The sequence below is a fragment of the Streptomyces sp. NBC_01497 genome (genome assembly GCF_036250695.1).
Lineage (GTDB): Bacteria > Actinomycetota > Actinomycetes > Streptomycetales > Streptomycetaceae > Streptomyces.
Window position 1 is genome coordinate 375,878 of sequence record NZ_CP109428.1, and the last position, 14,549, is coordinate 390,426.

A 14,549-nucleotide genomic window follows, 5' to 3' on the forward strand; every position below is an offset into this window, starting at 1 on the left:
ACTTGTCCGGGCGATCATGTGCGGAGCCAGATGACGAGGGTTGCTGCGGTTGCGGTGCCGAGGTAGACGTAGCCTCGTTTGTCGTATCGCGTGGCGACGGCTCGGGATTGTTTGAGCTTGTTGTCCTTCAGCCCGCGCCTGGCAGCAGCCCGCTTCCCCCCGCGCCAACGATCGGCGGCAGGCCGTAACGGGCCCGAACCGCGTCGACCTCGTTCGGGGCGTTCGCGCGTGCCGCGCAGGACCAGGCCCGCAGCTCGTTCGACGGTGTTGCGTTTCTTGTAACGCTCCGCGTCGAAGGCGGGTGGCCGTCCGCCGCGTGAGCCTTTGCGCAGGCGGGCGGCCTGGCTGTCGGTCTTCTCCGGGATCGTGTGCCGGATACCCCGACGCCGCAGGTACCGGCGGCAGGGGCCGTTGCTGTATGCCTTGTCCGCGGCAAGGCTGTCGGGCTTGCCGCGCGGCCTGCCCACGGTCGTGCGCGGGACTCGGATCTTCTCCAGCACCGCTTCGAACTGGGTGCAGTCCGCCCGCTGTCCGCCGGTCAGAACCAGGGACAGGGGGCGGCAGCGTCCGTCGGCGCTCAGGTGGAGTTTGCTGGTGAAGCCGCCCCGCGAGCGGCCCAGGCCCTCACCTCCCGCACCACCTCCACCAGCCGGCCGTGCAGGCTCTGCCAGGGCGTTTCGTCCTGGCGTTCTGCCTGTTCGCCCCCCTTTGAGGGGGCGGGCGGCGGATCGGTGCGGGCACCGGCCGCATGCTGATGCGCACGCACGATGGTGGAGTCGACCGCAATGTCCCAGTCGATGTCACCAGCCGCGTCGGCCGCGGCCTGAACCTGCCGCAACAGGCGTTCCCATGTCCCGTCCGCCGACCACTGCCGATGACGTTCGTAGACGGTCTTCCACGGCCCGAACCTCTCCGGAAGATCACGCCAGTGCACGCCGGTTCGCACTCGGTGCAAGATCCCGTCGATCACCTGCCGGTGATCCCGCCACCGGCCACACCGGTTGTTGCTGACCGGCAGAAACGGCCGCAGCCGCTCCCACTCCGCATCCGTCAAGTCACCCCGCCCCATGCCCAGGACAACGAGCCAGAAGTCAGACAGTCACATGATCGGGCGGACAAGCTCTAGTTGCGGCCTATTGGCGCACGAACCTGACCGTGCGCCAACTGGCACCGCTGTTGGGGATCTCCAAGTCGGCTGCGGACCGCATCATCGATCACCTCGGGCCAATGTTCGCCCTCCAGCCCCGCAAGCGATTGGCGAAGAACACCGTGCTGATCGTGGACGGCACCCCGGTGCCCACCCGCGACCACAGCCTTGCCGAGCAGTCGAAGAGCTACCGGTACTCCACCAACCACCAGGTCGTCATCGACGCCGACACCCGCCTCGTCGTCGTGGTCGCCTGCCCGGCAACCGCAACTACTGCAAGGCGTGGGAGGAATCCGGCGCCAAGGCCGCCGTCAGTGCGACCATGACAATCGCCGTCGGCGGCTATCCGGGCAGCCGGCTCGTCATGCCGCACCGCCGCCGCGCAGGCGAGGAACTGCCCGACTGGAAGCAACCGCACAACACGTCCCACAAAATAGGTCCGCGCCGGCGTCGAGCACGTGTTCGCCCGCATGAAGAACCGGACAATCCTCCGCGACTGCCGTCTCAAACGCGACGGCGTCCACCACGCCAGGCTCGGCATCGACCGGATGCACAACCTCGCCCTCGCCGGATAACCCGCCGGGCCGGATAACGGCCCACCATGCCCGCAGCGACTCAGAGAGCATTTACGGGACGTGTCAGGTGTTGCGGTTGGAGTCGGGGCCGGCGTTGGCCCGGTAGGTGGCGGGCGGGTTTTCTCGTCGGTGGGTCTGGTGGATCGGTTGCTTCCAGCGTTTGTGATCGGCGGGGGCGTGTTCGACGGTGATGCGCTTCGAGGGGTGCTGGTGTCGCGGTTGTGGGCGGGCGTCGGGGACCTCGGGCGGACTGATCTTGTTTGCCTTCCGGGGCGGGGTCACCGCTTGGCCCGGATGATTGTGACGGAGTCCGGGGCGGCGGTCGTCCAAGAGGACTTCCGCGTCGCGAAAGTGGTGGAGGCAGGGAGGGATGCTTTCGTTGCGTGCGGCGGTAGTGTCAGGCGTTCGCCCTGGTCGCAGGGCATCGGTCCAGGGCGTGCGGCCCTGATGGCCGGCGACGGCGGTGGCCTTCATCGTGTTCTGTTTCTTCTTGCCTGAGACGAACGCCCGCCTGCCGCCGCCGGGGGCCGGCGAACCTGGACTTCGGTGGCGTCCAACCGGAGTTGGACGCCTTCGGCCTGGGCGTAGGCGAACACATCCGCCAGGGTCCGCAGCCGCAGCCGCAGCCGCAGCCGCAGCCGCAGCCGCAGCCGCAGCCGCAGCCGCAGCCGCAGCCGCAGCCGCAGCCGCAGCCGCAGGCCGGGCCGGTCTGGGACCGCGCATCCCCGCTCGGCGAGCCAGCCTCGTATCTCGCCGATCGCACGGGTGATGGTGGAGCGGTCGACGCCGAACAGCAGCCCCAACGCCGCCTGCGGCACGTCGTGACGCCAGTGAATCAGCCTGGCCACGAGCCGGTCGACGAACACCAGCCGATGCCGGACACCCGCTCCTGCCTCGCGCTACCTGGCCCCGCCGCGAGCCTCATAACGACGCCCCTCGACCACGGCCTGCCACGGGCCAGGCAACTCCTCAACCACCGAGGCGAGATGCCCCCGAGAGACCCCCACGAACGCCTGATGCGCGAGAACCGTCCGACTGACCACGACCACCACATCCGGATCACGCCACCCACCAGCGAGAACACCACACGCGCAATCACCCACCAACTCGAAAGACCGTGTCCAGCATGGTGAGGTTGAGAAAGCGCTTGTAGCAGCAGAGGGCGGCTGCCACCCCGAGGAAGGCCAGGTGGTTGTCGGGGTGGCGTTCGTGGCGGTGGTTGAGGCGGCGGTAGCCGGTCAGCCACGACATGGTGCCCGTTCGATGACCCACCTTCGGCGTCCGGGTCGTTCGCCGGACTTGATGCCCTGGCAATTCCGATGCAGATGTGTTTGCCCCATGACCATTTCCGCAGGTGGGGCATGTCGCAGGATTTGTCCGCGTGCAGGCGCTGAGGTTAGACGTAGCGGCCTCGGTGGGGGTCGCGTCTCGTTTGGTAACCGGCGACCATGGGCTTCACCGCGAGGCTGTCGTGGACGTTCGCGGCGGAGACACCGACGACCAGGGGCAGTCCGTTCGCGTCCGACGGGATGTGTGCGTCTTGGAGCCCGGCTTGCCCCGGTCCGCGGAGCTCGGACCTGCCTGTTCGCCCCCTTTTTTTGCCCGTAGGTGCGCGGAGTCCAGCACGACACGCCAGACATCGATGAGGCCGGCGTCGTCGAGGCGGTGGAGCACCGCCTCGTGAGGTCGGCCCCAGACGCCGACTCTCGACCAGATCATGAAGCGGCGATGCGCCGTCGACTTCGACACCTCGAAGCACGGCGGTAAGGCCCGTCAGAAACAGCCGCTGACCAGCACGTAGACGACCGCCGCGAACAGCGTCCCATCAGGCGTGTCCTTCGTTCCACCACCCTGCGGGCACATCCTCGACGACGGGATGAAGGGCTTCGCCATCGCCCACAACCCACCCGGGGCAATCCAACTCCGATGTTGAACTGAGATACCCAACATCACCACATAGGACACGGTCCAACTGCCCGACCTGGCTGGCCAGCGGAGTCCCCCGTCCCTTCGACAGCACGTCCACACCCGGAGCGGTGGAATCCGGCGCCACCCCGAGGCAACACTAAGGGCTGTCCCGTAACCCCGGGCACCGCCTGCCGATGTCCGGTTCGACCTACTTGGTTAGGGTCCGGTTTAGGCCGCGATTTGGGGCGCAACGGGACAATCAGATCCGCTTGTGGTGACCTACCGACCTCTGCCCTGAGTTACGGGAGCACGCTTAGCCTCGTGACCTTTGGAGCAGGGCACCAGGCGGCTGTTCCCGCGTGAAGACGGGCAGCCTGACGGTTCTGCCGACTGCGGTCCTCCAAGAAGAGCTCGGCGGTTGAACCCAACTAACTTGCGCTGCGTCGGTGTATGCATAGGCTCACTGGGAAGCACTTGGAGGAGACGTGAAGGTTCGGTACCTTGTGGCGGCCGCTCTTATGTCAGCCACAGCAGTTACTGGGTTCGCGATGTCGGCTTCTGCAGCTGCAGTTTGTCCGATAGGTAAGGTTTGCTTTTATCAAGATTCCCAGGAGCGGGGATCGATGTCGGTGCAGGATCGTTTGACATCCGGTCCGTACTACTCCATTCACGACTTTCGCAACAGTCACTATCACAATAACGCAAGCCTCAACGATTCGATCAGTTCCGTCGTAAACAGCTCCTCCCGCTGCTTGAATCTCTTTGCTGATCCTGATTTCCGTTCTAGCCGCAGCTACAGGATCATCATGGCGCCCGGTAGCAGGATGGATATGGACGACACCATGAAGGGCGTAAGCGATAATGACGCCATGTCATCAGCCTATACGTACAATGTAGACAGCGATGGAAAGTGCGACCAAAAGGTAGGATCCCAGACGTTCTTCCCATTCGTATTGTAGGATTATAAACTAATTTCTTCCATCTATTGCTCTCGATCGATCAACCGGCGGTTAAACCTGCGGTCCTTCGGGTCGGTGACGACTAGTGCGTGCATCCACTCTCGATGAAACACCTGTGAAGTCAATGGCGGCCCTGATGACGTAGTCCTATTGACGCAGGGAAATCCGAGGACTTTAGAATCACAGTATTATTTGGCCGCTGTCATCCTCGGCCGGGGAAAGCGCCAAGAGGGTAGGGCGGATCTCGGCGTCAGCGGGAAGCTCGGCAAGGTAAACCAGCCATTGATCCTGCCGGAAAGGCTACCGATCCCACTGTTGAGAAATGCACTTTGCGAGGCTGCCTGCAGCTGACTAACCCCTATAGGTAGGAGAGGCGAATGGATCAGGATGATCGGCCGTACGGGTATTCCCACACTCGAAAGGAGGTCTTTGCATCCTCGTCTGAAGATCCGGTTGGTGGGCAGTCTTGGAGGAAGCCCGTTAAATACGACGAAGGTCCTCCTAATCAATATTCTGAACTCTATTCTGCGTGGCGTCCGGGGGACGCCACTCAATTCGACGCAAGCAGGGAACTTGAGGAGCACGCCAACGCAGCCTTTGCTGAGCCAGTTCCAAGAGGCCCGGCAGTTGACTCGACTCCGGCGTCTCGGGCCTTCCGGTCGGCGGCCAGGATTGCAAACAGTGCAGGAGACAGCCTCGAACGGGGGACTTTCTGGAGAGACCTCGGGCGTAAGGCGAGAGAAAGTGCAGAGAACGCCGGGAAGGTCAGCAGGCCTATCCTTTTGGGAATAGGTAGGCTAACGCAGGCCCTGTCTAAGCGCGCAAAAGCGACTTCTCGAAAGGTAGACGGAGCCTGGCGAAACGCCGCAGTTGGCACCCTTAAAAGGGTAGCGAATTTGGCGAATGAACGGGCTGAGAAAATTTCCAAGTCTAGTCATGATAAAGAGCAAAAACGGCTGGTGGCGAGCTACCCGCAGCCTTCCGCCCCAAAAAACCATGAGACTGCACAGAATGCGCCTTGGAGGTCAAGGGGATCGCAAAATTCTCCCGTCGAGCGTTCCTTTGAGTGGTCGCCATTCCCGGGGGTCGATGAGGGAAAACCTCTACCAGCAGTCCCCGACCCCGCCCGCAGAGCTTCCCTTGAAGGAGGCCCCAGCAGCGGTCAGGATGTTGACGCAGTCCGCGCTGCAGTGGAAAGAACGAGGCCGGGGTCCAGTGATATCAGAGACGTCACTCAATCGGCGAACCTCAAAGAACAGCTAAAGGCGGTCCGATTCGCCGGCCCCGTGAATAATTTGGGTGGAATTCCGCGCGAGGATGCGACTACGAAGTCCTCTGTGCGTCCGGCCGGCCCCGTATCGGGGCCAAGCCAGAATAAGTCAGGCCTCAGGCGCTGAGCGTCTTCGAATCTCAAGCACAGTCACAGGGTGCAGGAGGGGGCGCGGAAAGTGCTCGTGATCCGCGCAGAAGGGCAAGGAGTCCGCGAGGGGGTTTGTCAGGATCCTGAGGCTGCCGGCGGCCCGCTCGAGTAGATGTGAATCCTTGCGTAGGATCGGCTAAACGATTGTTGCATCATCGATCAGGCACGGCACCGGACGCAGAAGCGAACAGCGGCTACTCCTTCGGTACGGTTGTAGTTTCGCTGTCCTTGTGATCGTTTCCTGGTTCCCGCGTGGCATTGGTACGCAACGGGCACCGCTGCTACCGCCACGTTTCACGCACGGGTTCGTCAATACAAACCGACCACGCATCAAAGATCGCTACAAGGGGTCTCGATAAGGCTCAGTGCTGCTGGAAGTGCTTCATAGTGGGCCTGGACGTCGGCAAGGGCGATCATCACGCCACCGCCGTGAACCGAGCGGGGGCGACCGATGGACAGCTTGAACGTCGGCGACCGGTGCGGTGCCAGGACAACGCCCGCCAGATACGCGAGACCGTCCACTGCGACATGCCCGTGCCTGTGGCCGCGGCCATCGACCAGGTCGACCAGCGGGTCGCGTTCGTCGGTGACTCCTCCAGCGTCTTGACGATGACCCAGTCGACGTCGGCATCGGTGTTTTCCAGCGGGACACTTGACCGCGGGTCATCACACAGGCCGTCCACCCCCGCTCGATGAAGCGCCGCCACGCGCGGATCGCGTCAGGGGAAATCCGCAACCAGCGGGACGCCTCCATGATCGAGTGGCTGTCGGCACACTCGAGTACGGTCTCCGACCGCTGGGCCCGTTGTGCGGCAACGTAACCAGCCCCCAACGCCGCCCGCTAGACATCAGTGACCGACAACGGCAGGATCTTCGGACCCGGACGACTTATACCCAATGACGAATCTCAGACTCAGGTAGCTAGAAGGCCCGAGACTGTGACCCCTGTGGCGAGCCCAGAGGGCGGGTGACCGCTAAGGCCGGCGCCATCGCTAGATGGGCAAAGACAACTTCCCGGGGCGACTCTCAAACGTGTTTGGGTCGCCTTCAGCGGCTGGGCGGTAGACGCGAAACCAAGACCATCCCCGGCACGGTCAAGGTGGTGTGCGAGGCGCTGAGGAGGAGCTCGGCTGGGAGGTGAATGCGACTACCCTTAACACACCCTAACGAAGAGGGAAGTTGGTGGGTACCGCACCAGCCACCGTAGTTCGCATCAGTCCCGCTGGACGCGCTATGCTGACGACCGATCAGGATAGCTACGATGCGTTCCAATCTTGGTGAGGGTGATGTGCCTGCCATTGAACGGTTCCATCTGCTGAAGGAAGCTGGGTAGCTCTTTCGGGTACACGGTCGCTAGTAAGGCGCGCACGTCTGCAGGGTGAGAAGCCACCTTGGGCGGGCGCCTTTTTCTGGGCGTTGACAACTCCGGCCTGGAAGTCTTGCGCGCCCTCTAGAACGTGCGCGGGGCATTGGAGGGGAGGATCGATATGCGACGCAGCGCCCTGAAGTTCGGGACGCAGATGCCGCACCACTTGGCGTATCTGGTGGACGATGTCGCTGACGCGGCACAACGCTGGTACATCGCTCTGGGGGTTGGGCCATTCCTGACGCTCCCCCACATGACATTTGAAGAGCTGACTGTGGACGGCTGCAGCGTCAGGGTGCGTCAAGAGAGCGCCTATGCAGCCCACGGTCCGATGTTTGTAGAGCTGCAGTCCATCAGCGCGCTGGATCCGCCGGAGGCCCTGCCCCGCTACCAGTCGCTCGGGGGACAGGGGCCACATCATATGTGTTACGTAGTCGACGACATGGTCGCCGAGTCGGATCGTCTGCACAAGGCGGGTGCGCCCTGCGTGATCCGCGGACGTGGCCCAGGGATAGACATGGCCATCCACGACGGTCGCGGGACTGTAGGGTTTGGGATTCAAGTGCAGCAGGACAACGTGCTGTACACGTCCTTCTTCGGCAGGGTGCGCGCCGCAGCTTACGACTGGGATGGCCGCCATCTACTGAGGCGGTTCACCTTCTGACGCGTGTTCCCCTCGGATTCGGCCGCATGGACACTCTGGGACCCCAGCAGACGGTGGGGCTACCAAAGTGACGACAGTGGACGGCGCGTGGCGCGGCTTGATCAGGTACGCCTGCGGCTGCGCGGTACCACGTGGCCACAACGGCATCGTGGTTTTGGCACATTACTTCATCCGAAAGGGGGGTCCGGTGATGAATCACGGGGCACGCTTCTCGGTCCTCGGCCCGGTCCGGGCGTGGGGTGATGGGCGAGAGCTGGATCTGGGGCCGCCACAGTGCAGGGCAGTCCTATCCTCGCTGCTCATGCGTGCGGGCCGGCGGGTCAGCTTGCAGCAAATCATCGATGACGTTTGGTCATCTCACAGACCCGACAGTGCATCAGGAAGTGTGCGAAATCACGTGCACCGAATTCGTCGAGTACTCGCGACTGCTGAGGGCCCGCACCTCTACTCGGCCGATGGCGGCTACATGTTGGACGGCATCGCTGCGGCTTCGTTGGATGCCCTACGCTTCCGATCCCTGGTCGATGAAGGACACGGTCACCGCGAAGCAGGCCGAGTGGAATTGGCCATGGCCGCACTGAGTCAAGCACTGGGCCTCTGGCAGGGTGCTCCATTCAAGGACGTACCGGGCCCATACGCGGGGAAACAGGGGAGGCTCCTTGAGGAAGTCCGCCTCAATGCTGTAGTGGAGCGGCTTGGCTTGCTGGTCGCAGTCGGCGACTACTCAGGGGCACTACCGGACCTGACGAGACTTCTTTCCTTGCATCCGATGCACGAGTACCTGGCTGAGCTATTGATCCGAGCGCTGCACGCGACGGGTCAAACCGACGAAGCAGTCCGTATCTATTCCCGCGTCAGGGCCCAGCTGAGGGACCGCCTGGGCGTGGACCCCTCGCCCCCGCTCCGCGAGGCAGCCCAAGAAGCCAAACTCATGAGGCCCGGGCCCTTGCCTGCCCGCGTACCCAGTCGTCCGAGGCGGGCGAGGACCGACCTGACGTCGCTACCCGCCTTGCCTTGTCACTTCGTGGGCCGTGAAGCGGAGCTCGCGGAAGGTGCTGCATTTAGTGCTGCGTCCTCAACGGGGCCCTCTCTTCTTCTCCTGACAGGCACCGGCGGCGTCGGCAAGACGGTCTTGGCGAGCCGGCTCGCGAGAGACGTGGCAGACGAATACCCCGACGGTCAGTTGTTTATCGACCTTGAAGGTGCAGAAGATTCGAAGGATCCGCTCGCGCCGCGCGAAGCCCTGGCCCGTTTGTTGGTGGCGCTTGGTGTGGCTGCTGATTCCGTGCCGCCTGATACGAGTGCATGCGCCGCACTGTATCGAAGCATGCTGGCCGGCAGGCGGATGTTGGTGGTGCTGGATAATGCTCGGGACAGCGCGCATGTAAGCGACCTCATCGCCGGATCAGATGGCTTCACCATTGTGACGAGTCGCGACGGATTATCCGCTCTCGTGATCCGGTACCAGGCTCACGTCGTTACGCTTGGTCCCCGAGTGCACTGAGTATGAAAGGCCAGGGGCAGTGTTGGTAGTGCCACGAACTGACATCGCTACCCCGGTTCGTCACGGCCGACGCGGGCTGCAGGCGCGTTCACCCGTACCGTATCCGGTTGAGGCTTACTGGGGCAGGCCTCCGGGTGGACCGTGGCAAGGTTATCGACCCGGGTGACGGACGAGAGGCTGCCTCATGATGCCTGACGCGTACTGTCTGCCGCATCGAAGGTCGAGGCAGTTGTGGCCCGTAACCTCTGAAGTCGTATGGGCCACCCTCGGGGTTTGACGGCGATGACGGCGCGAGTTGCTGGCCATCTGTCTGCAATGAGCTGAGGAACCGCCGTCCAAGACTCGCTGATGCCTGGTAAGCGCGGGCTGAAAAAGACTTCCTGGCGTGTCGAGGTGGTCATATGCCGCCTTACCCTGCGGGACGACATCTTTTATCGGATCTGCCAGTAGGTGGGGTGAAAAGCCGCAGGCGCGAGGTGCCCTCCGGCATCCGAGGCGGAGTCCACCGCCTCAACCCGGAAGACACCTTCGCCTTTCCCCTAGAGTTCTGAGTGGTGCCACTAAACCGAGGTACTGCGGCCCACCTACGTCAGGATACCCGCCGCGCCGCAAGCAAATGACCGTTGTAGGCCAGATCGACGACGTCGACATTTCGGCCTGGTCGCGGAGCCTGGACGACCTTGCCATTTCCGACGTACATGGCAACGTGCTCTGGACGCGATGCCGACCCCACGTAGAACAGTAGATCCCCGGGCATCAGTTGATTAAGGGGAACCGCGGAACCCTCGTTAACCTGTGCGTAGGTAGTCCGCCCCAAGGAGATCCCGGCACTTCGGTAGGCCTGTTGAACCAGCGACGAGCAGTCGCAGCGCCCCATTGGTGCCCCCCCATGCGGGCGTGTGCACGTCCCGCCCCACTGATAGGGGGTACCCACCTGCGCCAGTGCCCAAGTGACCGCCTGGTGCGCGGTCTTCCGCACAGGTTGAGCGGGGTGCGCGGTCTTCCGCACAGGTTGAGCGGGGTGCGCGGTCTTCCGCACAGGTTGAGCCGGATGCGCGGTCTTCCGCACAGGTTGAGCCGGATGCGCGGTCTTCCGCACAGGTTGAGCGGGGTGCTTGGCCTGTGCAGGGGCCTGAGGGGTGGTTGAGGGCTGAGGGCGCCTGAGGGCCGCGCTTTCGCGTGTACCTCCTTGCTTCGTGGAGGCTTTCTTTGAGGGCGGGGTGCTGCTGCGGGATCGACTCTTGTGCGTGGGCTCGGCCACCGCCTTGCCTGCTCGCGCGGTGGCGTCAGAGGCAGTCCTGCTTGGACTAGTGGGAGGCGGTTTCGCGGTGCCCGTGCGTGAGCGAAGAGTGTCGGAGATATACGGTGTCTCGCCTGAGGATTCGGTCATTGGTGCGGTATTCGCGAACTCCGTGCCCAGGAGGTTCGGGCTGGGCAGGCTTTGAGTCCCTGTGGTCGAGGAGCTGATTTTTTGCGCGCCCAGGTGGGGTGGAGAGGCGTCGGACACTTGAGCGGTAGCCGTAAAGTAAACGGCACTGGCGAGGCAGACGCCCAGGGTCGCACCGACCACCTTGGTCCTGTGCCCGCCTCGCAGCTCCGTGATGCTGTAGTCAGCCGTATCCCAGTGTGGCCAATCAGGCAACGGATAGTAGTTGTTAGAGTCTTCGGCGCTGGTGAACCATGTGGCGGATTCGTATGTGTCCGACAAGTGCCCGTCCTCTCTTCCGACCTGGTGATGGATCGTTTCGAACGCTCATAGCCTGCCCTGAGGTTGATCTTCACTGAGCGCTACTGTGCCGTTTCGCAAGTATGTGAGGGTCCTCTTAGGGACAACGCCTCGAGCGGATGCGTGGTTCAACGAGATGAGGTCGCTACTGAACTTGATTGCGCGGTGTTGGCGTGATCGTGGTCGCGTCGGCAGGGTCAGGCCGATGCCGGTGGGGGAGCCGTTGATCAGGTGCGACCGATACTGAACTATCCGGAGGCTGTGTTTCAAGGCCGTGGCTCGTTGGCCAAGGTACGCGGCGGCGCAGCTGCCAAGGGTGCGTTTAACCAGCGACCAGGCGTTCTCCCGCGGGTTAACGGTCGGGTGCGCAGGCGGGGAAGTGGACGACACTCAGCGCCCCGTTGTCCCAGGGGATGGAGAGCCTCCATCTGCGTCGTCAGATGGGTCCCCAGGTTGTCTCAGACCGGGACTACCGGGCCCCCGAACTGCTTGTGTGCCCGCACGATCAGGCCGCGGTAGTCCTGCCAGGCGAAGTCCTTGGACTCGCCCTTGCTTCCTCGACGGACGCGGAAGTTGTAGATCAACCGTGAACCTCCTCCATACTTGAAGTCCGTATACCGGCTACGCAGACGCGTCCGGAACCCCGACTCCACACCCTAACCACTGGTGTCCGACCGGCCACGCCCCAGGTCCTGGCCCATGGCGGCCTCGGCGACTGATGAGCCTCGTCCTAAGCGTTGTACCGTAACTTAGACCGTGTCCTACATGGACAGTTGGTCGTTGAGGCGGGCATGGGGGAGTGGACGGTGGGGATGGATTGTTCCGGACGGACTGTGGGAGATCGCTAGGCCGCTCTTGCCGCCGGTGCGTGTACGGCCGCAGGGCGGTGGGGTGGCGAACATCGATGACGAGGCGGTCTTCGCAGCGATCATCTACGTACTGGTCAGCGGGTGTGCATGGCGTGCGTTGCCGCCGTGCTTCGAGGCCTCAAAGTCAACGGTGCACCGCCGGTTCGTCATCTGGTCGCGCGCAGGTGTCTGGGGCCGGCTGCATCAGAAGATCCTCCAACCCCTGGACAGGCAGGAGTTGGTCGACCTTTCCCGGGCGGTCCTGGACTCGGCTCATGTTCGCGCGAAAAATGGGGGCGCACTTGCAGGTCCGAGTCCCGTGGACCGGGGTAAGCCCGGTTCCACAATGCATATCCTGTCGGATGCGAACGGAGTTCCCTTACGCGTCGGACTCTCCGCGGCCAACACCCACGACAGCCCTGGGCTGAAGCCGATGCTGTCCCATTTCCACATGGGACACGAATCCCACGCAGCCCGGTCCAAGCCTCAGCGTCTCCATGCCGACAAGGCCTACGACGTCCCCCACCTGCGGAGATGGTTGTGGGGCAAGCACATCGGGGTCCGCATCGCCCGCAAAGGCATCGAGTCCAGCGAACGACTCGGACGCCGACGCTGGGTCATCGAACGCACCATGTCCTGGCTCACCGGCTACCGCCGACTCAACCACCGCTACGAACGCCACCCCGGCAACCACCTGGCCTTCCTCGGGCTGGCAGCCGCCCTCTGCTACTACAAACGCTTCCGAAACTTGACCACGTAGGACACGGTCTAAGCGAGAGTGGGCCTGATCCTGGAGATGGGGACGGGCCAGCTCGAAAATCGATCCGGCCCGTCCCTCCAGTGTGTGACTACCGGGTACGCGTGATCGACTTGTGCTCGACGTAGCCGGTCAGGCCGACCTTGCCGTACTCGCGGCCGATGCCGCTCGCCTTGTATCCGCCGAAGGGACCGTCAAAGCTGATCGGCGATCCGTTAAGCGTGACTGTGCCAGTACGCAGTCGGCGGGCGATGGACAGGGCGCGATTGGGGTCAGTGGTCCAGATTCCGCCGGACAGGCCGTACGCGGAGTCATTGGCAATACGAACGGCATCGTCATCGTCGTCATAGGCGATCACGACCAGAACCGGGCCGAAGATCTCCTCCTGCGCGATTCGCATGCTGTTTTCGACGTCGGCGAAGACGGTCGGTGTGACGTAGTTGCCCTTCTCCAGGCCCTCAGGGATCTGCGGGCCACCCGTCACTAGACGCGCGCCGTCCTCGATTCCGATGTTGATGTAGTCGATGACTCGCTGCTGCTGGTCACGGCGGATCATCGGGCCGATGAAGGTATCGGGTGCGGCGGGATCGCCGACCTTCAGCGACTCGACCATGTCCTTGACGGCCGCCACGACCTCTTCGTAGCGGCTGCGAGGGGCCAGGATGCGGGTCTGCAGGAGGCATGCCTCGCCGTTGTTGCCCAGTGAGCCGAATCGCAGACCTTGCATGACGGCGGTCAGGTCCGCGTCGTCCAGGATCAGCGCAGCGGACTTGCCGCCCAGTTCCAGGCCTACGCGCTTGAGCTGCTCACCTGCGATGGATGCGATTCGCCGGCCGGCTCGCGTCGAGCCGGTGAAGGAGATCTTGTCCACTCCGGCGTGCGAGACGAGGTACTCACTGGTCTCACGGTCCGCCGGAAGGACACTGAGCACGCCCTGGGGCAGGCCAGCTTCGTGCCAGAGGTCCGCCAGCAAGGCCATGCTCAGAGAGTTCTCCGGGGAGACCTTCAGCACGACCGTGTTGCCGGCCAGGAGAGCCGGGATCAGCTTGGCAGTGGCCGCGGAGAAGGGCGAGTTCCAGGGGATCACCGCGGCAACCACGCCGATCGCCTCACGGCGCACGATGGTATCGAAGGCCACCGACGGGTCGGAGGGTGCCACGACCTCTTCCCAGCCGAACTCTTCAGCCGCCTTGAGGTAGGCGTTGACCTGGCGGGTCAGGAAGGGCTGACCGACCTTGGTGAACCAGCCGGCCGAACCGTTTTCCGCGGAGATGGCCGCAGCGACTTCGTCTGCGCGGGCGGTACGCAGGGCGTCGTAGCGACGGACGACCTCCTGGCGCTCCTCCGGCGTGGTGTGGGGCCACGGGCCGTGGTCGAAGGCGGCGCGGGCCGCTGCGACAGCCTTGTCCACGTCGGCCGGTGCGGCCTGCGCCACGCGGCCGAGGACCGACTGGTCGTGGGGGGAGAGGATGTCGAGGGTCAGATCCGGGTCACTGGGAGCGATCCAGGAACCACCGATGTACAGGTTGTTACGCACAGTCATGTCTGTCGTTCCTTCACGTGCATGAGGGGGTCAGGGAAGAGATGGGGAGATCAGGGCGTACGCGCGCTGACGCGTCCTGATCGGGGCTGCAGGGGGCGACGAGCTGCCGAGGCAAGCCGGGGTCGGCTGACG

The 14,549-nt window shown here is 63.7% G+C and carries 11 protein-coding genes and 4 pseudogenes; 7 read left to right on the forward strand and 8 right to left on the reverse strand.

All coding sequences use genetic code 11. The annotated features are described in order from the left end of the window. Positions 1 to 14 precede the first annotated feature (14 nt). Positions 15 to 671 carry a transposase gene (locus OG310_RS38800; RefSeq protein WP_443078961.1) on the reverse strand — a complete coding sequence of 219 codons (657 nt, stop codon included), beginning with the start codon at positions 669 to 671 and terminating at the stop codon, positions 15 to 17. After that, positions 578 to 1,054, reverse strand: coding sequence for an IS5 family transposase (locus OG310_RS38805; protein ID WP_443078950.1), 477 nt, complete (start codon positions 1,052 to 1,054; stop codon positions 578 to 580). The genes OG310_RS38800 and OG310_RS38805 overlap by 94 nt, the downstream gene beginning before the upstream one ends. Before the next feature lie 80 nt (positions 1,055 to 1,134). Between OG310_RS38805 and OG310_RS37700 the strand changes: the two are divergent. Continuing rightward, a pseudogene (locus OG310_RS37700) lies at positions 1,135 to 1,227 on the forward strand (transposase family protein); the annotation flags it as partial. Then, the gene (locus OG310_RS37705; RefSeq protein ID WP_443078962.1) at positions 1,210 to 1,473 is read left to right on the forward strand and encodes a transposase; all 264 of its coding nucleotides are present in this window, start codon (positions 1,210 to 1,212) and stop codon (positions 1,471 to 1,473) included. The pseudogene OG310_RS37700 and the gene OG310_RS37705, both read left to right, overlap by 18 nt. Positions 1,474 to 1,785: 312 nt before the next feature. Here OG310_RS37705 and OG310_RS37710 read toward each other — a convergent pair. Beyond that, positions 1,786 to 2,765 (reverse strand): annotated as a pseudogene (locus OG310_RS37710) (transposase family protein). A gap of 52 nt (positions 2,766 to 2,817) precedes the next feature. Then, a pseudogene (locus OG310_RS37715) lies at positions 2,818 to 3,672 on the reverse strand (IS5 family transposase). Positions 3,673 to 4,178: 506 nt separating this feature from the next. Here OG310_RS37715 and OG310_RS38810 point away from each other — a divergent pair. After that, complete coding sequence (locus OG310_RS38810; protein WP_443078963.1) at positions 4,179 to 4,589, forward strand: peptidase inhibitor family I36 protein; 411 nt, start codon at positions 4,179 to 4,181, stop codon at positions 4,587 to 4,589. A gap of 1,836 nt (positions 4,590 to 6,425) precedes the next feature. Here OG310_RS38810 and OG310_RS37720 read toward each other — a convergent pair. Continuing rightward, positions 6,426 to 6,716 (reverse strand): hypothetical protein, encoded by a 291-nt coding sequence (locus tag OG310_RS37720; RefSeq protein ID WP_329460704.1) that lies wholly within the window; start codon positions 6,714 to 6,716, stop codon positions 6,426 to 6,428. A gap of 780 nt (positions 6,717 to 7,496) precedes the next feature. Between OG310_RS37720 and OG310_RS37725 the strand changes: the two genes are divergently transcribed. From OG310_RS37725 to OG310_RS37730, 3 genes and pseudogenes are all read left to right on the forward strand, one after another. Continuing rightward, on the forward strand, positions 7,497 to 8,039 hold the full coding sequence (locus OG310_RS37725) for a VOC family protein (protein WP_329460705.1): 543 nt from the start codon (positions 7,497 to 7,499) through the stop codon (positions 8,037 to 8,039). 190 nt (positions 8,040 to 8,229) lie between these two features. Beyond that, a pseudogene (locus OG310_RS38815) lies at positions 8,230 to 8,949 on the forward strand (AfsR/SARP family transcriptional regulator); the annotation flags it as partial. Between the two features lie 114 nt (positions 8,950 to 9,063). Then, a complete protein-coding gene (locus OG310_RS37730) occupies positions 9,064 to 9,543 on the forward strand; it encodes an AAA family ATPase (RefSeq protein WP_329460706.1) in 480 nt (159 codons plus the stop codon). A 589-nt stretch (positions 9,544 to 10,132) separates the two neighbouring features. Here OG310_RS37730 and OG310_RS37735 read toward each other — a convergent pair. Then, positions 10,133 to 10,933 (reverse strand): C40 family peptidase, encoded by an 801-nt coding sequence (locus OG310_RS37735; RefSeq protein WP_329460822.1) that lies wholly within the window; start codon positions 10,931 to 10,933, stop codon positions 10,133 to 10,135. 794 nt (positions 10,934 to 11,727) lie between these two features. After that, a complete protein-coding gene (locus tag OG310_RS37740) occupies positions 11,728 to 11,853 on the reverse strand; it encodes a hypothetical protein (RefSeq protein WP_329460707.1) in 126 nt (41 codons plus the stop codon). A 181-nt stretch (positions 11,854 to 12,034) separates the two neighbouring features. On the opposite strand from OG310_RS37740, the gene OG310_RS37745 reads away from it, so the two are divergent. After that, positions 12,035 to 12,877 carry an IS5 family transposase gene (locus OG310_RS37745; RefSeq protein WP_329460823.1) on the forward strand — a complete coding sequence of 281 codons (843 nt, stop codon included), beginning with the start codon at positions 12,035 to 12,037 and terminating at the stop codon, positions 12,875 to 12,877. Between the two features lie 88 nt (positions 12,878 to 12,965). On the opposite strand, the gene OG310_RS37750 is transcribed toward OG310_RS37745, so the two are convergent. After that, on the reverse strand, positions 12,966 to 14,417 hold the full coding sequence (locus OG310_RS37750; protein ID WP_329460708.1) for an aldehyde dehydrogenase: 1,452 nt from the start codon (positions 14,415 to 14,417) through the stop codon (positions 12,966 to 12,968). Positions 14,418 to 14,549 lie beyond the last annotated feature (132 nt).

What these genes read in the sequence shown, in the direction of transcription:
- OG310_RS38810 (WP_443078963.1), top strand. Translation starts at nt 4,179, where the DNA reads ATGTCGGCTTCTGCAGCTGCAGTTTGTCCGATAGGTAAGGTTTGCTTT.
- OG310_RS37725 (WP_329460705.1), top strand. Translation starts at nt 7,497, where the DNA reads ATGCGACGCAGCGCCCTGAAGTTCGGGACGCAGATGCCGCACCACTTG.
- OG310_RS37735 (WP_329460822.1), bottom strand. Translation starts at nt 10,933, where the DNA reads ATGACCGAATCCTCAGGCGAGACACCGTATATCTCCGACACTCTTCGC.
- OG310_RS37745 (WP_329460823.1), top strand. Translation starts at nt 12,035, where the DNA reads ATGGACAGTTGGTCGTTGAGGCGGGCATGGGGGAGTGGACGGTGGGGA.
- OG310_RS37750 (WP_329460708.1), bottom strand. Translation starts at nt 14,417, where the DNA reads ATGACTGTGCGTAACAACCTGTACATCGGTGGTTCCTGGATCGCTCCC.